Annotated in this window: 17 protein-coding genes; 6 read left to right on the top strand and 11 right to left on the bottom strand. The window is 48.1% G+C overall.

The genetic code is table 11. From position 1 onward, the window contains the following. On the top strand, nucleotides 1-180 hold a 180-nt coding region (locus DW657_RS18395), incomplete at its 5' end, for a hypothetical protein (RefSeq protein WP_233547026.1). A gap of 435 nt (nucleotides 181-615) precedes the next feature. On the opposite strand, the gene DW657_RS12875 is transcribed toward DW657_RS18395, so the two are convergent. The 5 genes from DW657_RS12875 to DW657_RS12855 all read right to left on the bottom strand — a co-directional run bounded on the left by DW657_RS12875 (nucleotide 616) and on the right by DW657_RS12855 (nucleotide 6,116). Then, nucleotides 616-1,257: an HD domain-containing protein gene (locus DW657_RS12875; RefSeq protein ID WP_118312830.1), complete on the bottom strand. Its 642-nt coding sequence runs from the start codon at nucleotides 1,255-1,257 to the stop codon at nucleotides 616-618. Between the two features lie 125 nt (nucleotides 1,258-1,382). Next, nucleotides 1,383-2,300, bottom strand: a complete 918-nt coding sequence (gene menA, locus DW657_RS12870; RefSeq protein ID WP_118312834.1) for a 1,4-dihydroxy-2-naphthoate octaprenyltransferase — start codon at nucleotides 2,298-2,300, stop codon at nucleotides 1,383-1,385. 127 nt (nucleotides 2,301-2,427) lie between these two features. Next, nucleotides 2,428-4,803 carry a putative porin gene (locus DW657_RS12865; RefSeq protein ID WP_118312828.1) on the bottom strand — a complete coding sequence of 792 codons (2,376 nt, stop codon included), beginning with the start codon at nucleotides 4,801-4,803 and terminating at the stop codon, nucleotides 2,428-2,430. Between the two features lie 3 nt (nucleotides 4,804-4,806). Continuing rightward, nucleotides 4,807-5,145, bottom strand: a complete 339-nt coding sequence (locus DW657_RS18390; protein ID WP_233522334.1) for a mechanosensitive ion channel protein MscS — start codon at nucleotides 5,143-5,145, stop codon at nucleotides 4,807-4,809. Between the two features lie 17 nt (nucleotides 5,146-5,162). After that, a complete protein-coding gene (locus tag DW657_RS12855; protein WP_118312826.1) occupies nucleotides 5,163-6,116 on the bottom strand; it encodes a DUF4468 domain-containing protein in 954 nt (317 codons plus the stop codon). A gap of 216 nt (nucleotides 6,117-6,332) precedes the next feature. Between DW657_RS12855 and ftsY the strand changes: the two genes are divergently transcribed. The 4 genes from ftsY to DW657_RS12835 all read left to right on the top strand — a co-directional run bounded on the left by ftsY (nucleotide 6,333) and on the right by DW657_RS12835 (nucleotide 10,506). Beyond that, the gene (ftsY, locus tag DW657_RS12850) at nucleotides 6,333-7,286 is read left to right on the top strand and encodes a signal recognition particle-docking protein FtsY (protein ID WP_089542699.1); all 954 of its coding nucleotides are present in this window, start codon (nucleotides 6,333-6,335) and stop codon (nucleotides 7,284-7,286) included. Between the two features lie 105 nt (nucleotides 7,287-7,391). Beyond that, the gene (gene rimO / locus DW657_RS12845) at nucleotides 7,392-8,693 is read left to right on the top strand and encodes a 30S ribosomal protein S12 methylthiotransferase RimO (protein ID WP_118312824.1); all 1,302 of its coding nucleotides are present in this window, start codon (nucleotides 7,392-7,394) and stop codon (nucleotides 8,691-8,693) included. A gap of 27 nt (nucleotides 8,694-8,720) precedes the next feature. After that, complete coding sequence (locus tag DW657_RS12840) at nucleotides 8,721-9,014, top strand: HU family DNA-binding protein (RefSeq protein ID WP_089542697.1); 294 nt, start codon at nucleotides 8,721-8,723, stop codon at nucleotides 9,012-9,014. After that, a complete protein-coding gene (locus tag DW657_RS12835) occupies nucleotides 9,007-10,506 on the top strand; it encodes an HU family DNA-binding protein (protein ID WP_158577376.1) in 1,500 nt (499 codons plus the stop codon). Before DW657_RS12840 ends, DW657_RS12835 begins: the two co-directional genes overlap by 8 nt. Nucleotides 10,507-10,630: 124 nt before the next feature. Here DW657_RS12835 and DW657_RS12830 read toward each other — a convergent pair whose 3' ends face one another. Both DW657_RS12830 and DW657_RS12825 read right to left on the bottom strand, forming a co-directional pair. Next, entirely contained in the window at nucleotides 10,631-12,265 is a 1,635-nt protein-coding gene (locus DW657_RS12830; RefSeq protein WP_118312820.1) for an ABC-F family ATP-binding cassette domain-containing protein, read from the bottom strand. 23 nt (nucleotides 12,266-12,288) lie between these two features. Beyond that, nucleotides 12,289-13,479, bottom strand: a complete 1,191-nt coding sequence (locus DW657_RS12825; protein WP_118312818.1) for a Gfo/Idh/MocA family protein — start codon at nucleotides 13,477-13,479, stop codon at nucleotides 12,289-12,291. Nucleotides 13,480-13,623: 144 nt separating this feature from the next. On the opposite strand from DW657_RS12825, the gene DW657_RS12820 reads away from it, so the two are divergent. Continuing rightward, nucleotides 13,624-13,764, top strand: coding sequence for a heavy metal-associated domain-containing protein (locus DW657_RS12820; RefSeq protein ID WP_233547024.1), 141 nt, complete (start codon nucleotides 13,624-13,626; stop codon nucleotides 13,762-13,764). Here DW657_RS12820 and DW657_RS12815 read toward each other — a convergent pair. The 4 genes from DW657_RS12815 to DW657_RS12800 form a co-directional block, all read right to left on the bottom strand. Next, on the bottom strand, nucleotides 13,748-15,982 hold the full coding sequence (locus DW657_RS12815) for an ATP-dependent RecD-like DNA helicase (RefSeq protein WP_118312816.1): 2,235 nt from the start codon (nucleotides 15,980-15,982) through the stop codon (nucleotides 13,748-13,750). The two genes, DW657_RS12820 and DW657_RS12815, sit on opposite strands and share 17 nt — an antisense overlap. Before the next feature lie 32 nt (nucleotides 15,983-16,014). After that, nucleotides 16,015-16,779: a ThiF family adenylyltransferase gene (locus DW657_RS12810; protein ID WP_118312815.1), complete on the bottom strand. Its 765-nt coding sequence runs from the start codon at nucleotides 16,777-16,779 to the stop codon at nucleotides 16,015-16,017. A gap of 114 nt (nucleotides 16,780-16,893) precedes the next feature. After that, nucleotides 16,894-18,861, bottom strand: a complete 1,968-nt coding sequence (locus DW657_RS12805) for a KUP/HAK/KT family potassium transporter (RefSeq protein ID WP_118312814.1) — start codon at nucleotides 18,859-18,861, stop codon at nucleotides 16,894-16,896. A gap of 373 nt (nucleotides 18,862-19,234) precedes the next feature. Next, the gene (locus tag DW657_RS12800) at nucleotides 19,235-20,125 is read right to left on the bottom strand and encodes an AraC family transcriptional regulator (RefSeq protein WP_118312813.1); all 891 of its coding nucleotides are present in this window, start codon (nucleotides 20,123-20,125) and stop codon (nucleotides 19,235-19,237) included. Between the last annotated feature and the right edge of the window lie 486 nt (nucleotides 20,126-20,611).

Genomic DNA, 20,611 nt, shown 5'->3' with positions numbered 1-20,611 from the left:
GGTGGTTTCAGCCACTCACCCAACCTTCCAATCGGATATTGTTGCCAAATCAACAAGCATCGTTCTCAAATGCGGGTGCAAAGATACTACATTTTTTTTGTTCCACCAAATTTTTCTGCAACTTTTTTCAAGAAATATGCATATTTTCTTGATTTTTCTTGTTTTTGGGAGGAATTATAGGGGATAAGCTGACTTTGTCAACAAAAAAGGAGGCAGATTTACCAATTATTGGAAATCTGCCTCCTGTAGGAAAGGGTCGCTCGATGATGTGATGAAACTCCGAATGTCATAAACATTTGAGAGCTCTCCGCTTTTGTAATCCACCGGCTTTGCAGCTTAGTTGACATGTCAGTTTATGTGGCCCGCCATAGGCAAGAGAAGTCTTCTCGGTTTCATAAGTGTAATTTGATGAGTATCCCGATCGAACCGACACGACCCTTATATCTTTGTCGAATAGACATAGCATAGGCTATCATCTATTGATAGAAGTCTTTGGGTTTTCTATACTGCAAAGATAATGCAATCTTTTGAAACTACCAAATCTTTCTGCTGATTTTTTCGAAAAATCTTCTTTATCAAAAGTCAGAACTCCCTTTTCCTTGTTTCTCTCAAGGGTCAAGACTTCTTTTTCCTGAGCTCTTCGTATATTTCTTCGAAATATTTCCTGAGTTCTGTCTTGTCTTCAATGATATTCCGCAGCTCTTTCAGAGCCTTCTCATTGGGTGAGTTAGGAATCCAGAGCTTGATGTAGCCGTTGCGGGAATATTTCTCGTCCATGTGGTCGGCGAACCGCTGCCATTGCTCTTCCTTTCCTTTTCCGGGATAGTTCTCCTCTCCGTATTCGATGGCACGAAGAAAGATTTCGTGAACATCGATGTCGCGGTCGGCTTCGGCAACAATCTTGCCATAGATGCTTCGGGGCTGGCGACTGGAGGAGGCGCGGTGATCCTCCACGGCTTCTTTCATGATTTTAATCTGCTCGGGAGTGAACCAGCGCTTCAGTCTGGCATCAGCCAGGAGGATTTTGCCACTGGTGAGGTGGTGGATGGCGCGCGGACCGCTCATTCCCAGGTCGTGATAGGCGGCAACGATATAAACCATGTCGATGTCGGCACCTGTTACAGGTACGAGTTTCAGGGCGTTTTTGATGACACGGGTTACGTGGCGCAATCCGTGGCTCTCGCCAAATTCTGTATATTTGGGCAGAATCTGTGTTTCCACAAACTGCATGATTTCGAGATTTACTTGTTGCTTCATACTTTTTCTTCTTTTATATATATAATGTACGCGCGTACATTATATAATTATTATTCCTGAATGTTATCTTCTCATTCTAGAATCTTCTCATGCCATTCCAGAGGGGGTGGGTATCTCTGGGATTACTACATCATTCCAAGGATGATGAAGGTAGAGATCATGCCAAAGGTAAAGATGTTGAGAGCCGTGTAGCCCAGTACCTTGTTCAGCATTCTGCCTTCTCCTATCTTCCTCATCTTGGCGAATGTTCGGTTGTGCACCACGAGATATGTGGCGGCGAAAGGCAAAAACTTAGTATCTGCATCGTAGGTAAGTGCACCATAGATGTTGATTCCAATCATGATGAGGATACCGATGTTGCCCAGTGCGCAGTAGAGACGCTCGCCGTTTTTCTTGCCGATGTGAACGATCAGTGTCTTCTTGCCCGCCTTGATGTCGTTGTCGTAGTCGCGATAGTTGTTCAGAATGAGCAGCGTATCTACTACCAGTCCGCAGGCGATGGAGGTAAGTATGGCTTCCGTTGATACAGTCTGCATTCCTTCAGGCATTACCAGATAATAGGTGCAGCAGACTGGCACGATGCCGAAAAAGAGAAGTACCAGCAGGTCGCCCAATCCCAGGTAACTCAACTTGGTGGTATAGAGGAAGCAGAAGAGTACGCAGCAGATACCCACGATGATCATCTCCTTTCCTCCGTAGAAGGCGAGGGGCAGACCGATGATGCAGCCTAGAAGGGTGGTGAAGATGATGCCCCATTTCATGGCTTTCATCGTAATCCAGCCTTCAGCACAGGCTCTCTTTGGACCCAATCGGGTTTCATCGTCGTTGCCATGCTTGAAGTCAAAGAAGTCGTTTACCAGGTTTGAGTCTATCTGCATTATCCAAGCAAAGAGCAGACAGAGCAGGGCAGGAACCCATTGGCAGTTGGCACTTGAATCCTTGTATGCTAGGGCTACTCCCAGCATCACCGGTACTGCCGCTGCCGAAAGGGTGACGGGGCGGGCGGCGAGAAACCACGCCTTGATAGAATTTGTCTTTATCATCATATTGTTGCTTTTAAATTATAAGGAGCGAGGTTTTTGGGGAACCTCGCTCCTTGTTGTTATTCATTAAGAAAAGATTCGCTTCTATTTTATTTCAGAAGAATCTCTTGTGGAAAAGATTCGCTTCCTAGTTGAAGAAGTTCCAGCTTACACCCATTCTGAAAACTCGCTGGTTCATCGGATAGTGAGGGGTGAAGAAGTAGTTCTTGTCGCCTTGTCCTGCATTCAGATGGCTCATCATCACGAAGAAGCGGGTGTGCTTGATGTGAACATTGGCGTAGGCATTGACGATAGGGTAGTTGCCCACCTTCACGTTCTTCTCGCCGTTGCCCTGCACGGTATATTGACCGATGTAAGGAGAATAATCTGGAGCCTCGTAGCTGGTGAAGTATCTGGCGTCAGCACCCAACTCGATATTCAGTACCTTTACCACCTTGAATTTGATGAAGAGGTTGGTATATACGTTGAGGTCTGGCACTGGCAGGGCACTCTTGCTGCTGGTATGCTGGTAGGTAATCATGTTCTGCCAGTTGAAAATACCGAACTTGAAGTCCTGCTGCAGCTGCGCTGTAATCAGATTGATGGCATCGCCGCTCTGCATAGGGGTCACCATTACGCCTGTGCGCAGACCATTTTCTGTAATCGTATATTGCTGTGAGAAATAAGTATAGTTCTTGATTTCATCCACAGCCACACGCAGCGTGGTGTTGGTCTTGCCGAATCTCAGAGTTCCCATGATGCGGGTATGGATAATCTTGCTCAGATCATCATCCCACCAGAGATGTCGGGCATGATACTTGCGATAGTAGAACGATGGCGTTTCGTGATGGATGAAAGCATCGCCTCTTACCTGTACGGTGTCACCCAGGAATGGCAGGTTGATGTCTGCGCTTCCGTCGATTGCAAAGGTGCCGGCATCCACTCCGGTGAGTCCTACCTCGCCCACGACATTATAGTGAAGGGTCTTGCCCTGAGTCTTACTCAGCTGACCGCCTACGCTCAGAGCATGCTCATTGAACTTCTCAAATCCGCCTTCGGTATTCGGCAGTTCGTAGTGGCGGAGGTCATAGCTGGCGAAAGCTTTCAGACCAGCCTTTGCCCACTTGCTGAATCCCTCGAGCGTTCCCATTGCCACGGTGTTCTTGATGCGCCAGTGTCGGGTCTGATCGTAGATAGAATCGCCTGTAAACTTGCCGGCATTGTAGTACTCCTTGAGATAGTAGTCCTGTGGAGTCTGGTAAGCCTGGTAGATGCGCTTGTAGTTGTCAAACTGCACGGTGTGGATGAAGCTGGTTACCGGAACATATTCTGTCTTGTAGAAGAGTGAGTCCTGCGCTTTCTTCTTCTCTATGGAGAGCAGACTGTCTGCCATTGCCTTGCTGTTTACTGCAATTCGAGTGCTGTCGCTCTTGAAGTCCTGGGCTGCCTTGTTTGCAACTATTGCCTTGTTGTTCTTGGCAGGTTCATCGCCGGCAATCTTTGCATCTGTAGGGCGACCTGAGAACTGCTTCTTCTGGTTTTTGTCGAAAGCCTTTTCGTCAAACTCCCTGCCTTGTTCCCTTGCTTTCTTTCTTGCCTCCTCCTTGGCTTCCTCGGCTGCATTGTCCTTTGCTGACTCCATGGCGAATTTCTTGGCCTTGATTTCTTCCTCGGTCATCTTCACCTTGCGGCTGAAGCCCACATTGTAGCGGTGGGTGAAGAAGATGTGTTGATTGTCGTTGCGATTCCAGTTCTGCTGCAGCACGGTCGGTATTTCGTTGGTGGCGAAACTCTCGGTGAAAAGCTCCGGATGCTTGATGTAGTCATCATTGGTAATACCTCCGTTCTCCGTCACCTTCTGGTGGTTGGTGCTGAAAAGGAAGTGCGCCTGATAGCGGTCGCCCAGATAAGAAGTCCACATCGTATATTTGAAGTGCGCCGTGCTCTGTGCATCGTAGTAGCCGCGACCGTATTTGTAGTCGAATCGGAATCCGCCACCCAGCTGCTTGTTGGCATTCACCGCAAAGATTGCCTTGAAGTCATCCTCACCGTTGGTTCTGTCACCGCAGCTATTCAGCGTGATGTTGGTGATAGGCGAGTAGGTGTTGGTGAAGTGGAAGTCACTCACCGGAGTAACGATGTTGTCGTATGGCTCGGTGAAGATGAAGTTGCCCTGCGTATTGCGTCGGTCGATGAAGATGCGGTTGATGCGGGCGGTACCCATGTTACCCAGGGTGTTGTACTCTCCGCGCAGTCCTTCCGTGAAGGTGGTATTCTGGTACATTGCCTGCATAGTGTCCACCACGGCAGCCCGAGTATCTCCAAATCTCTCATCCACAGTCCATACCCTGATTCCCTTCGGAATCTCCTTGTCGGTGCCCAGCGAGTCGGTGTTGATTCGGTTGCCGGTCTGTGGGCGGAACTGCGAGTCCTCGTTATTGTTGAAATCTGTAAAATCACGTTGTGCCGCAACTGGTAGGGTTGCAGCACAAGCTAGGATTGTAGAGAATAATATTTTCTTCATTTCTTATTTTTTGAATAGTCGGATGCAAACCTCGGCAATTTTCAAGACTACGCCGATGATCAGCAGTACATTGGCAATCGTGCGGTCGTCCATCTGTGTCCAGAGGATGACGCCTACGATGGCGAAGAGCATGAATCCGATGTTGAGCCAGTTCCTGGCTACGAGCATGTTGCTCTTGTCTGCATACTCCAATCTTCTGTGGTGGCGACGGTTTGGGCGCACGGCATAGCTGGTTTGTGGCTGTGTCTGAGACGCCTCGTGGCTCTCGCTCTGTGGCTGAGTCTTTGCGGTTTCCTCGCTCTGTGGGGTGTTTGTTATATTGTTATCTTTTGTCTGATCCATATTTTATAAGATGATTTTTATTTTCTAACAAGTTTGGTCAGATTGTTGAAGATCTGATCCTTACGGTCGATGGTTCCGCGGCGGAACTTACCGTAGATCTTAGCCAAGTCGTTTTTCTTCTTGGTCAAGGCATATTTGTCGGTGATCACATTCTCTGCAGGCTCCTTGAAACCGGTACTTCTGCCTTCCTCGTAGTTGAATACGATTCGGGTCATGGAGAGGTGGAGATGGTTGTCGCTGATGGTTGCCACCAGCTGGTACTTGGTCTCAGAGCGGTCGAGAGAGATGAACGACTGATTGAAGACAAACCATTCGTCCATAATACAGGCGATGATCTGCTCGTTCTTGTTGTTTCTGTTCACCAGGGCGATGCGGCTGTTGATGTTTTGCTCATTCTTGATGAGCTTGCTCATATATTGGAAAACGATGTTGTAGATTTCGTCTGCACTCTTTCCGTTTGCCTGGGTGTCGAGAACAAATTCCACTTTTCCGTCGGCATTGAGCTGGATGGCTCCCGCCAGGTATTTCGGATCTTCCTTGAGCACCACGCCCTCGGCAGTCTTTTCCACCTTTTTTTCTTCTACCTCCTCTGTCATGGTTGGCACGACCCATCCCGCACCTTCTGAAGTTTCGGTAGTATTCTCCTTCTTGGTGGCAGGCACCAGCTTTGTAGCAGGCACCGAATTCTCTGCATTCTTCTTCAGCTTTTCAGCTTCCTGCTTCATTCTTTCAGCTTCAGCCTTCAATCTTGCAGCTTCCGCTTTCGTTTTCTCGGCTTCCGCCTTTACTTTTTCAGCTTCCGCCTTCACCTTGGCAGCTTCTGCCTGAGCCTTGGCTGCTTCCAGTGCCTTCTTGGCTTCCTCCAACTCTTTTTGCGCCTTTTCCAACTGCTGCTCAGGGGTAAGTACATTCTGTGCCTGTATGGTGAGAGCAGAAATCAGCACGAGTATTGAGATAAATATCTTTTTCATGATCTGTTGTTTAAATGTTTAATGTCTTGTCCTCCTCGTCCGAGTATAGGAGCTCGGAGGTGTTTCTAACATACAAAGGTATAAAAATAACTTGATATATTTCTATATGGAAGCGATTATTTATACATTCTTTTGCTAAGTTAACAATATTTTTTAGGAAAAACGCTCCTAGTTTCAAATATTTTCGTATCTTTGCAAAAAAATATAGCTATAAATATGGGATTATTCGGATTATTTAGCAACAAAAAAAAGGAAACTCTCGATAAAGGCCTCGAAAAGACCAAGGAGAGCGTGTTTGGAAAATTGGCGCGTGCGGTGGCTGGTAAGTCAACCGTAGATGATGACGTGCTCGATGATTTGGAGGAGGTGCTCATCACATCCGATGTAGGTGTGGAGACTACCGTGAAGATCATCCGACGTATCGAAGAACGCGTGGCAAGAGATAAGTATGTTTCTACCTCAGAGCTCAACAGAATCCTGAGGGAAGAGATTGCAAGCCTCCTGGAGGAAAATCATACTGATGACAATGAAAACTGGGATTTGCCTTCCGATCATAAGCCATACGTGATTCTGGTAGTGGGTGTGAATGGTGTGGGCAAGACTACCACCATAGGAAAGCTCGCCTATCAGTTTAAGAAGGCTGGCAAGAAGGTGTATCTCGGTGCTGCCGATACCTTCCGTGCCGCTGCTGTGGAACAGATCTGCATTTGGGGCGAGCGAGTAGGGGTGCCAGTGGTGAAGCAGCAGATGGGTTCTGACCCTGCCAGCGTGGCCTTCGATACCCTGCAGAGCGCCAAGGCGAACGGTGCCGACGTGGTGCTGATTGATACTGCCGGACGCCTTCATAATAAGGTGAACCTGATGAATGAGTTGAAGAAGATCAAGGAGGTGATGAAGAAGGTCATGCCTGAGGCTCCGGATGAGGTGATGCTCGTTCTGGATGGAAGTACCGGACAGAACGCTTTTGAGCAGGCTAAGCAGTTTGCTGCCGTTACCAATATCTCTTCGCTCGCCATCACCAAGCTCGATGGTACGGCTAAGGGTGGCGTGGTAATCGGAATCTCCGACCAGCTCAAGGTGCCTGTGAAGTATATCGGACTGGGCGAGGGTATGGAGGATCTCCAGCTCTTCAATAAGTCTGAATTTGTTGATTCCCTCTTTAAACACTAGAATACAGGTGCTTATAGACTTTAAGAAAAGGATTAGATGAAGCTCGATGTAAAATAGTCGAGAAAAGAATTAGATTAAGATTATTATAGGATAAGTAGGATAAGAATGAAGAAAAATCAGATAGATATAGTAACCATGGGTTGCTCCAAGAATCTGGTGGATAGTGAGACCTTGATGAAGCTTTTCGAGGACAATGGCTACCACTGCGTTCATGACCCGAAACGCCCACAGGGTGAAATTGCCGTCATCAATACTTGCGGCTTTATCGAGGATGCCAAGCAGGAGAGTATCGATACCATTCTGGAGTTCATCCAGGCTAAGGAAGAGGGACGACTCCGCAAACTCTATGTGATGGGTTGTCTCTCACAGCGCTACCAGAAGGAACTGGAGGCTGAGATGCCCGAGGTGGATAAGTTTTATGGTAAGTTTAATTATAAGGAGTTGCTCAAGGAACTGGGCAAGGCTGATGTGCCTGCTTGCAGTGGAACCCGCCATCTCACGACTCCTCATCATTATGCCTATATCAAGATTTCTGAAGGTTGCAACCGCCGCTGTGCGTATTGCGCCATTCCTATCATCACCGGCAAGCACGTTTCCCGCCCGATGAATGAAATCCTCGACGAGGTGCGCCAACTGGTAGCCGATGGTGTGAAGGAATTCCAGATTATCGCCCAAGAGCTCACCTACTACGGCGTGGACCTGGACGGCAAGCATCACATCACCGAACTCATCAGCCGCATGGCGGATATTCCGGGTGTGAAGTGGATCCGTCTGCACTATGCTTATCCTAACCAGTTCCCGCTCGATTTGCTCGATGTGATGCGCGAGAAGCCAAACGTATGTAAGTATCTTGACATCGCCCTGCAGCATATCAGCGACAATATGCTCAACAGAATGCATCGCCACGTGAGCAAGCAGGAAACCATTGATCTGCTCAAGACCATCCGTGAGCGTGTGCCTGGCATTCATATCCGTACCACTCTGATGGTGGGTTTCCCTGGCGAGACTCAGGAAGATTTTCATGAATTGCTCGAATTCGTTCGTACTCAGCGCTTTGAGCGTATGGGCGCCTTCTCTTATTCTGAGGAGGAGGGTACCTACAGTGCCAACAACTACGAGGATGATGTTCCTGCCGAGGTGAAGCAGCGCCGTCTTGACGAACTGATGATTCTGCAGCAGGAAATCAGCGCAGAGGTAGAGGCTGAGAAAGTGGGCAAGATACTGAAGGTGATTATCGACCGCAAGGAGGGTGATTACTATATAGGAAGAACCGAATTCTGCTCGCCAGAGGTGGATCCTGAAGTGCTGATCAAGGCAGGAGAGAAGCGTCTGCGCGTGGGTTGCTTCTACAATGTGAAGATTACCCAGAGCGAGGAGTTTGATCTCTACGGAGAAGTGGTAAAGTAATATGGGAGGTAATATTTTGACATCAGAATGAATAACAAGGAGTATATTGCAGAACTTGCTCAGCAGACTGGCTATTCACAGGACGACACCCAGAAGATGGTGCGCAAGGTGATAGATGCCATGATTGCTGAATTTGAGGATGGTGAGGCTGTCTCCATCCCCAACTTTGGTACGTTTGAGGTAAAGAAGCGCTTGGAGCGTGTGGTTGTTAATCCTACAACCAAGAAGCGCCAGCTTGTTCCGCCTAAGCTCGTACTCGGCTTTCGCCCTGTGGCCAGTGTCAAGGAAAAACTGAAGAATGGAGGTGAAGACTATGAGTAAGATTAGTTTAAGCGACTTGGCGCAGCGCCTGGCAGAGAAGTCGGGAATCAGTCTGCAGGATGCCGAATTGTTTATCAGAAAGATGTTTGATGTTGCCAACGAGGGGCTTCAGTCTGATAAGCTCGTGAAGATGAAGTGGCTTGGTACTTTCAAGGTAATGGCGGTGAAGGATCGTGAAAGCGTGGATGTGAACACGGGCGAGCGTATCATCATCGAGGGCCGTGACAAGATTTCCTTCACGCCCGATAATATTCTGAAGGAGATTGTGAACAAGCCTTTCGCCCAGTTTGAGACCGTCGTGGTGAATGATGGTGTTGATTTCGATGAAATCGACAGAAAATTTGAAAATGCTGAAGAGGACGGCTCTGTATTCGATTCTACGTTAGAGTGTGTTCCTGATTCAGATAATTCTTCTTTGGATTCTTTCGTTGAACAGGATTCTTCTGCAACAAGTGGTGTGATAGATTTCTTGGATGAAGAAAACGATGCTCCTGTTAGCGATGAAATGATTGTGATAGGAGAGAAGAGATTGTCTCAGGAAAATGTTGCTGAACCGGAAGAAAAGAAACCGGAAGTATCTGAACCTGCAAATTCTGAATCGGAAGTGAAGGAATCTGAAGTTCCTGCTCAGAATGAGGTTGAACCTGTTGTTTCTGATGAAGAAAAAGAATCGATATTAACAGAGGAAACTCCTATTGCAGAGAAAGTTCCTTCAGATGGAGAAAATACTATTACAGAAATTCCTATTGTAGAGGAAGCTTCTTCAGATGAGGAAACTCCTTCTTCAGATGAGGTAACCGATAAGCGTCATGTTGTTTTGCCTCGTTCTCTAGTTGTTGCTGCGAGCGTAGTATTCCTGGCAATGATAGGAGGCTTTGGTTGGTTTGCTTTTAATTATGGCAAGCTGGCTGCCCAGCGTGATCATCTCGCTCTGCAGTTGGATAATTACCAGCAGGTTCCGACAGAGAAGAAGGCACCAGCCAAGTCTGCCCCAACGCAGGAAGAAATTCTTCGCAAGAAGGCTATCGAGGATAGTGTAAGAATGGCGCAGGCAAGCGAAGCCGTCAAGAAAGCCGAAAATGCCGAGCAGAATATGGATGCGGCGGTTGATAAGCAATCGATTGATGTAAAATCGGCTGAGGCTAAGAAGAATTTGGAAGTCAAGAAACTCGCAGATGCAAAGAAACAGCAGGAGACTAAAAAACTTGCAGAAGCTAAGAAGAAAGAAGAAACCAGAAAGCAGACTGAAAAGCATGCTGCCCAGGCAAGCAGCAAATACGACCAGGATGCCCGTGTTCGAACCGGAGCCTATCGTATCATTGGTGTTTCCGAGGTTGTTACGGCAAGAGAAGGACAAACCATCAAGTCGCTCAGCCAAAAGTACTTAGGTCCAGGAATGGAATGTTACGTAGAAGCTCTGAATGGTAATTCCCTGTTGAAGCCAGGTCAGAAAGTCAAGATTCCGAAGTTGGAATTGAAGAAAAAGAAATAATTTTAAAGAAATTATTTGAAAATACAAAAGAGGGTGTGTCATAAGTCCATGACACACCCTCTTTTTCGTTTCTTCATTCGATGAATAATGAAGCATCCTCTTTCGTAAAATACCTTTTGAGATTTTATTTCTTCTCCAATTCCTGAAGGCTTTCCATTTTCTTTGTTTCCAGGAACTCGTAGATTCCGCAGAGATGCTCGCGGACGCGACCATGGCCGAATTCGTACACCTTGCTGACAAGACCATCCAGGAAGTCACGGTCGTGACTCACTACAATCAGCGTACCGTCGAAATCCAGCAGCGCCTGCTTCAACACATCCTTCGTCTTGAGATCCAGGTGGTTGGTAGGCTCATCGAGAATCAGCAGATTCACCGGCTCCAACAGCAGCTTCAGGATAGCCAGACGGGTTCTTTCTCCACCCGACAAAACCTTTACCTTCTTGGTAGAATCCTCGCCACCAAACATGAATGCACCCAGCAAATCGCGAATCTTATTTCTGATTTCGCCCTTGGCAACATCATCTATCGTCTGGAAAACCGTAAGCTCGCCATCGAGCAGAGAAGCCTGATTCTGAGCAAAATAGCCAATCTGAACATTGTGGCCCAACTCCAGTTTACCCTCGTTCTGAAGCTGACCCATAATGCATTTTACGAGCGTAGATTTACCCTCACCGTTTCTTCCCACGAAGGCAATCTTGTCGCCACGCTCCACGGTAAGATTCACGCCGCTGAATATCTGCTTGTCATCAAACGACATCGCCACGTCACTCATCTGAACCGGATAGGCTCCGCTTCTCGGACTCGGAGGAAACTTCAATCTCAGTCGGCTGGTATCCTCCTCGTCCACCTCGATCAGTTCCAGCTTTTCGAGCATCTTCACGCGGCTCTGCACCTGGAATGTCTTCGAATACGTACCCTTGAATCGCTCGATGAAGTCCTTGGTCTCGGCAATCATCTTTTGCTGTTCCTCATATTTCTTCATCTGCTGTTCGCGGCGTTCCTTGCGCAGTTCCAGATACTGGCTGTAGGTGGCCTTGTAGTCGTAGATTCTGCCCATAGTTACCTCGATGGTTCTTGTTGTAATGTCATCTACGAATTTTCGGTCGTGACTGATCACTACCACCGCTTTCGAACTGTTGATGATGAAGTCTTCGAGCCATCCGATAGATTCGATGTCGAGGTGGTTGGTAGGCTCATCCAGGAGCAGCACGTCTGGCGATTTCAGCAGCAGTTTGGCAAGTTCGATACGCATGCGCCAACCTCCCGAAAATTCGCTGGTAGGGCGGTTGAAGTCAGAGCGTTCGAAGCCCAGACCGAGTAGAGTCTTCTCTACATCCTCCTCGAAGTGGGTCATGTCGATTGCATAGAATTTCTCAGACAATGAAGATACTTTTTCGATGAGCTGCATATAGTCGTCGCTGTCATAATCCGTGCGGGTAGTGAGTTCGTTGTTGATGCGGTCAATCTCCGCCTGCATCTCGTGGAGATGGGCGAACGCCTGGCAGGTTTCCTCGAACACGGTTCTTCCGTCTTCGGTCATCAGATGCTGAGGCAGATAGGCGATGACGCAGTCTTTTGGAGCGGAAACGGAGCCACGTGTGGCTGTTCTTACGCCTGCGATGATCTTGAGCAGGGTACTCTTTCCTGCGCCATTCTTGCCCATCAGGGCTATACGGTCCTTCTCGTTGATCTGGAAGGAAATGTCTTTGAATAGGGTGGTGCCGCCGAATTCTACGGTCAATCCATCAACTGTAATCATATCTGTTTCTTATTCTATATGTATTATAAATTCTTGTTCTTTTTATATTGCAAATCGCTTGAATAACCAAATGCCACACGGCGATGCTCCCTGATGGAAATTTCAGATAGGAGGGTTACCGATGTCCAGAGGGCCAGATCGTTTAGCGTGGCAGGATAGCGGATGCTTCCCGCCGAATCTGCGCTTGCGGTTTTTGTCAGTTCAGCGGCCACGCATCTCAACATGATGTAGTCCATCCCCTGGTGATGGCTGTCGTGCTTCAGGGCTTTCTCGCCCCAGAGCTGCCATTCGCGGCTTTCGTATAGAGACAGGATGGCGTGGTCGTCTTGCCAGGTTTCCGAGTTCATCTCCTCCAGGTAGATGCGTCGGTTCACGCCGTCCCAGATGCCCAGCGAACCCTGCACCTCAAAGTCGAGGCTTCTTGGGCGAGGCAGGGTCGTGTCATGAGTGAGTGAGATGAGCGTTCCGCCCTGGGTTTCAATCTGCGTAGAGATGATGTCGCCCAGGGTGATGGGAGTATTATCATCTTCTGACATGTGCTGGCGAAGTCCCACCGCCTTGGTGGCGAAGGAAGTGAGCCAGGCGAGATGGTCTGTTTTCCCGATGCCCAGAATCATGCAGAGCGGACCGAGTCCATGGGTGGGATAGATGTCGGCGTTGTGGTGCGAGTAGAAACGGCTTCTCCACACGCTTTCCGTACCTTTTCGTCCACCCAGTACCCCATTGTCATCGAGCAGCAGCTTGCGCAGGTCGTGGCGGTAACCGCCTCTCATATAGATGATTTCTCCAAGTGCTCCTTCATCCACCATTCTTTTTACAGCAAGGATTTCTCGCATGAAGAGGGTGTTCTCCAGCGGAAAAACCTTTACTCCTTTCTGTTGGGCGATTTCCTGTAGCGGGGCATATTCATCCTGGCAGAGTCCGCCTTTTATTTCGAGAGCCACATGGCAGTTTCGCAGTATGCATTCTGTGGCGTGGGTGATGTGGAGGTGCCAGGGGGTGGTGATGAAAACCAGATTGGGCTGTTGCTCGTCGAGCATCATCTTGTAGGCTTCCTCGCCCTGATAGAAGGAAGCGCCCGGAGATTCCGAATCCCCGCAGCCGTTGATGTCGGCGATACCGACAATCTCAAAGTTTTCAATCGTGCGTAACAGCCGCAGCAATTGTTTGCCACGATACCCGAATCCTATCAATGCAGTCTTTATATGTTTCATCAGATTTTTTTTTGCTTCTGCAAATTTAGATAAAATTTCTGAATTATAAGCCAGTATAATAAAAAACTTCAATGATTTCCCTCGAATTGTGCGAAATTAGCCTTGTTTTTCGAGAAATCAAGACTGTGGTTTTCACAACCACAGATGCACAGTGCGGCTTGTGAGAACAAGATTAAGAACAACCTCCGTTTCGAGAAGGGTATCAAGAGTATTGAGACCAGTGTTCCGGATCAGACGGTTACCGTAAAGTACAATGCCGACAAGACCACTATTCCTTTCTTTTGATTCCTGGTTCAGCAGCCATCATTGGCTGATTCTCTTCAGGCAAAACATACGGCTTGCTGAAGTGGAGTGGAGAAGAATTGGTTGCCGCCTCAATCTCGCCACGCAACCGTTCTTTCAATTTCGTGTTTCTGTTGCTCACAGTCAGATTTCTTACAGCATAGGCGAGGGCTTTGGGCTGACCGATGAGCACGCAGATTTTCTTGGCTCTCGTGATTCCTGTGTAGATGAGGTTGCGCTGAAGCATTACGAAATGAGTCATCAGGATAGGGATGACCACGATGGGATATTCCGAACCCTGACTCTTGTGGATGGTGGTGGCGTAGGCCAATGTCAACTCATCCAGCTCCGCTGCCTCGTATTCAGCAGAATGGTCCTCGAAACTCACGGAGATGGTGCGATCTTCCATATTCACCTTCTCTATGGTTCCGATGTCGCCATTGAATACATTCTTGTCGTAATTATTTCTAATCTGCATTACGCGGTCGCCCAGTTTGTAGGTGGTTCCGCCACGGCTGATTCCAAGATTGGATGTGTTGAGTGCCTGCTGCAGCAGCATGTTCAGATTGGCTGCACCTACCACACTTCTCTGCATCGGGGTAAGCACCTGGATGTTACTCTGCGGCTGATTGTAAGCTTTTGGCAGACGATATTTTACAAGATTCACGATTTCCGTAGCCACTTGCTCTGGATCTTCATTCTTGATAAAGAAGAAATCTGTCTGTTTGCCGTTGCTCGTGTCCGGATAATATCCCTGGTTGATGGCGTGGGCACTCATGATGATTCGGCTCGACTGTGCCTGTCGGAAGATGCGGGTGAGTCGGATGACCGGAATCTTCTCTGAGTCGATGATGTCGCGTAGAACGTTTCCGGCTCCCACACTCGGCAGCTGGTCAATGTCGCCCACCAGCACCAGGCGCATGTGCTCCGGAATCGCCTTCATCAGATTATACATCAGGATGATGTCTATCATCGAACACTCATCCACGATCAGCGCATCACCCTCCAGCGGGTTCTCCTCGTTGCGCTTGTATCCGTCCTGCGGATTAAACTCCAGCAGTCGGTGGATGGTCTTGGCTTCCATGCCCGTGGCCTCGCTCATTCGCTTGGAAGCTCTGCCCGTAGGAGCCGCCAGCAGAATCCTCATCCCTGCCGTTTTGTAAGCAGAAATGATACCTTGCGTCGTCGTGGTCTTTCCTGTTCCAGGGCCACCCGTCAGCACCATCACTTTAGAGCGTACTGCCTGCTCAATGGCGGCGATCTGCACCTCGTCGTATCTGATGCCTGAAGCCTTTTCTATTGCCTGGATATCGGCCTGCATATTGAAGAGGGTAGGACCCTGACCTTTCATCAACTCCAGCAGTTTCTTTGCAGTTCCACGTTCAGAATGATAGAAAGGAGGCAGATAGATGGCTTCGTTCTCACGGATGAGATTTTCTGATATGATCATTTCCGCTATGGCTTGTCTGATAGGTTCTTCATCGGCTTCGAGCAGTTTCTTTGCGGCTTCTATAAGCTGCTCTTCTACAGCATAAACGTGACCTTCGTTGGAGAGTTCGTTTAGGGTGTAGCTGATTCCGCTCTTGCATCTTCTCAGATCGTTCTTTTCATAACCCATCTTGCTGGCTATTCCGTCGGCGGTCTTGAAACCAATGCCCCAGATGTCATCGGCAAGACGGTAGGGATTCTCCTTCACGTTGTCGATGCTTTCCTTGCCATACTGTCGGTAGATCTTGGCGGCATAGGCAGTGCTCACACCATACTGCTGCAGGAAGATCATCACGTTCTTGATGTCCTTCTGCTTCTCCCAGCTGTCTCGGATTTTCTCCACGCGTTTCTTGCCGATTCCGGCAACCTCGTAGAGTCGTTCGATGTCATCTTCTATTACCTCGATGGTTTCCGTTCCGAATCTCTCTACTATCAGATGTGCAAACTTCGGACCGATGCCTTTCACCAGTCCGCTGCCCAGGTATTTCTCGATTCCATACACGGTGGCAGGCATTACCTCTTCCCAGGTTTCGCAGGCAAACTGCTGTCCGTATCGCTTGTCCATCTTCCAGTCACCATTGCACAGCAGTACCGCTCCCACTGGAACATCCAGCAGGTTTCCCACCAGGGTAACCAGGTCGGAATATCCCTTCACCTTGACTTTCATCACGGAATATCCATTTTCCTGGTTCTGGTAGGTAATCCGTTCTACCACGCAGCGTATCTTGATCATACCTTCTTCAAAATATTACCTTCTTCAAAATATTATCTTTCGATGATGTGATTGATAACGATTCCTGCTATAGCCATTCCGAATGTAGCGGTGATGTGGCAGAGTGAACCGTTGATCTGCGGCTTCGTAGATGTCCATTCGTCCTCTACGAGTCGCTGGTCGCTCATGTTCTGCATCGGCTTTTCCTCGCTGAACACGCACTGGAATTTGCGGTGAGGGAAGGTCTTGTTCTTCTTGAATTTCTTGCGCAGGGCTCTTGCCAGCGGATCGCCATCAACCTTCCAGAACTCAGCCTTCCTCACCATGAAAGGGTCGCGGCGGAGGGCTGCTCCCATCGAAGATACGAAGGTGATTTCCTTCGGAAGGGCAGTGGCACGCAGAATCAGGTCAGCCTTGTCTTTCAGCGAGTCTATGGCGTCGATGATGTAGTCGTATTCCTCCATGTGGAACTCTTCGGCTGTTTCTGCCTGATAGATTTTCTGATAAGCCGTGATGTTAGCTTCAGGGTTGATTTCAAGCAGGCGGTCGCGCAGCGCATCTACCTTTACCTGTCCGATGGTGCGGCTTGTTGCCATCAGCTGGCGGTTGCAGTTGCTCATGCATACGCGGTCGCTATCCACGATGGTGATGTTGCGCACGCCGCTGCGCACCAGTCCCTCTGCGCACCATGAGCCCACGCCTCCGATTCCGAAGATGAGGACTCGTGCTTCCTGAATTTTTTCAAGATTATCTTTTCCCAGGAGCAGTTCTGTGCGTCGCTGCATTCCCCGCTCCATTGTTGTGATTTGATTTCCCATTCAATTATCTTTTTTATTATCTTTCAACTTCGCTTTGCGCAATTCAGGTGCAAAGATACAAATAATAATTCGAAAAGTAATCATCCGACTGTTTTTTTGTTTAGAAAAATCTTCCTATTCTTCCACAATCTGCGCAATGCGCCTGATGCTTCTGTTGCGATGGTTGATGATGAGCGGAACACGTTCTACCACCACCATGGATGTGTCGAGGCCCAAAGCCTTAGGCTCGTCAATGCCTATCTTGCCGATAAGGGCATAGATGGTCATCAGCAGGTTCTGTTGACGGTTGTCGGAACTCTCCGGGTAATATACGCGGTGGATGATGATGAAGCGGAAATCGCCAGGAATTCCGTTTTTGCGGAGCGAAGGATAGGTGCTTCTCAAATCCACCTTCCTGCCAGCCACCAGGTCTTCTACCACTTGTCGCAGATAGAGGCTCACCCTAGGCTCAATGCGGAAACCTATGCGCATGGTTACACTGTAGAGGGTGTCGGGAACCAGGGTCTCGCAACTGTACTCCAGCGTGTCAGGAGTATCAGCAAATTCCAGATTGATAAGCCAGTAATGGTCAGCACGTTTGGGCTGCTTGTTGATGATGGAATAGAGCAGCTTGTCATCCACCGCACCTTCCTTGTCGGCATGGTTCACATAAACCAGATTGGAAGCGTACTTGGGGATGCTCTCGTCGGCCTTGATATCGGAGATAATCTGATAATACTCATTCAGCGGTTTGGTACTGATGTAATGATGGCGGATCTTGATGGCGTGGATCCATACATACATCATCAGGAACAGGATTCCGCCAATAAGCATCGTGCACCATCCTCCTGCGAGGAATTTTGACAGGTTGGCGGCAAGGAAAATGCCCTCGATAACGCAATATGCGCCCATAAAGAGCAGGATGAAGATGCGCGCCACACCCTTGGTGCGCAGGTAGAAACCGAGCAGCAGGGTGGTCATCAGCATGGTGATGGTGATGGCGAGTCCGTAGGCTGCCTCCATGTGCGAGGAGTCGCGGAAGAGCAGGATGATGAGAACCACACCGATGTACATGGCGCGATTGATTACCGGGATATAGAGCTGTCCCTTTACATGGGTAGGATGCTTGATTCGCATGCGTGGCCAGAAGTGCAGGTTCATGGCTTCGCTCAATATGGAGAAGGTGCCGCTGATAAGTGCCTGACTGGCAACGATTGCCGCACCCGTGGCCATGATGATGGCAAAAATCAGCATGCTCTGCGGCATGATGGAAAAGAACGGATTCACGGAGGAGGCAGTCTGGATATGGTTCAGCACCCATGCTCCCTGACCCAGATAGTTGAGGATGAGCATGGCCTTTACGAAAAGCCAGCTGATGGTGATGTTTTTTCTGCCGCAGTGACCCAGGTCGGAGTAAAGAGCCTCAGCACCGGTGGTACAGAGGAACACGGCACCCAGAATCAGGAACCACTCTGGCGATTTTGCCAGCAGCATGGCAGCATAGTAGGGGTTGAAGGCCTTCAGAATCAATGGGTAAGAGGTGATGCTGAAAGCTCCCGTTACGCCCAGCAGCAGGAACCATATCAGCATGAATACTCCGAACGACTTGCCAATACTCTCTGTTCCAAAGCGTTGCACAAAGAAGATGATGGTGATGATGCCCAGTGTGATGGGGATGACTGGCAGGTGGGGACTGATGCTTTCGAGTCCTTCGATGGCAGTGGTAACCGTGATGGCAGGGGTGATGATTCCATCTGCCAGCAGGGTGCTGGCACCGATGATGGCCAATAAGTAAATCCATTTTCTCTTCATCTTGCGCAACAGGGCGTAGAGGGCGAGGATGCCTCCTTCGCCATTGTTGTCGGCACGCAGTGCCACACATACGTATTTGATGGTGGTCTGCAGGGTGAGTGTCCAGATGATGCACGACAATGCACCCAGGATGGTGCTCTCGTTGATGGCTTCACCCGTGTGCAGGATGGCCTTCATTACGTAGAGGGGTGATGTTCCGATGTCTCCGAACACGATGCCCAGAGTGATGAGCAATCCCAGGAAGCCTACTCGATGATGGCAGGCTACTGAACTTTCCGAATTTTCTCTCATATAACTTCTCTTATTAAATTAAAATATTATCCTTCTTTACATTAAGGAATTATCCTTTGTATTATCCTTTTTACATTAAGGAATTATCCTTATGTGAACATAAAATATCCCTTTTTTGATTATGAATTTGGGTGCAAAGGTATGAACATAAGTGGTAAAAGATGATTTGTTTAACAAGATTTATCCGTTTTAACTTTCGTTTTAATCGACTGTAAGTGACTGTTTGGAAAATGTAAAAAAAGTGATATTCTTTCTCGGTGTCAAAAATAAGCCCCATCTACTATCCGAATCTTCATTCATGCTGAAATCGGAAAGTAGGTGGGGGGTATCAGATGAAGGTCACCACATTTGATGCTTCGTTATATTTACATATTTACGCAGTTTTGCGATACTCGCTTGGTGTCTTGCCCGTCTGCGCCTTGAAAAAGCGGACGAAGTGCTGGGGATACTCAAAGCCCAGGTGCTGACTGACTTGCGTGATGCTTAAGGTTTCATCCACAAGCAGTTGGCGGGCAGCCGAAAGCAGCCGGTCATTGATCAGACTCTTGGCGGTTCTGCCAGTCTCCGTCTTGACCAATTCACCGAAATATTTAGTTGAGTAGCAGCATTTGTCTGCAAAGTAGGCTACGGTAGGCAACCCTTCACGCTCCGCTTTCCGGGCAATGTATTCATCGAGCAGAGAGATGAATTTCTTTACCACCGAGTGGTTGATCTCCTCGCGTGTGATAAACTGGCGATCATAGAAGCGCAGACAATAGTTCAGCAGCAACTCGATGTTAGAAACGATGAGTTCACGCGAATGCCTATCTATAGGATGCTCGAGTTCCTGACTAATCATTGAGAGCACGTCACGGAAGATATTTACCTCGGCAGCGGATAGATGTAGTGCTTCGTTGCTTGTATAGTCGAAGAACTCATAGCGGGAGATGTTCTTGCCAAGCTGTGTGCGGTTGAGCAGTTCGGGATGGAAAATCAAAACCGTATATTTGGCTATCGGAACTCCTGGAATGGGTTCTACTTTAATCGATTGTCCGGGAGCAAACGAGGTTACGGTCATCTCGTCAAAATCATATTCTGTTCTGCCGTATGACAATTTGCACCCCTTGTTTTCCTTCAGGAAGAGGGCATAAAGTCCGTAGTGATGCACAGCCTCCTGAATAGGAGAGGTGTTCTCTACACGCGCAATGCTTACCAGAGGATGAAGTGTTTTCACCCCAATGTAGTCATTGAATTCCTGTATGGTATTAAAGAAAAATTCCTTCATAATCCTATGCTTTTAAATTTCTAAATTTCTAAAACGTTCTAATTTCTTTTACGGGTGCAAAGATACGCACATTATCTATATTTCTTTATACCTGAAATTCGGAAAGTATTACCAGTAATGTGGATAAGCGATGCTCACTCCCATGTTGGCGAAATATATCTGCAAAAATACAAAAAATAATCAGAAAAGTGATTGTGTGGATGGATTTTGTTTGCAGGGCTAACTTGATTTAACCTTATTTTATAAGATAGAGGGATGCTGAGGGATGTCTTGAGTGCCTGAGGATATTTTGAAAACAGAAATCCTTAATGAGCTTAATGACCGTGACCTTAATGACCGGAAAACGCCCCTAAACATTTATTTATTTTTCTGATGAAACTCCTTCCTTGTCTTAGCCATTGCTTCCGTAGCCCTATCGTGGGTTTCTATCAGCAATGAGCTTTTGTGGTATTGCACAATCTTGACCCCGACTGAATTGTGCCTTTT

Source organism: Prevotella sp. AM23-5, from assembly GCF_003473645.1.
GTDB lineage: Bacteria > Bacteroidota > Bacteroidia > Bacteroidales > Bacteroidaceae > Prevotella > Prevotella copri_A.
This window is presented reverse-complemented; position numbering and strand designations above follow the sequence as displayed.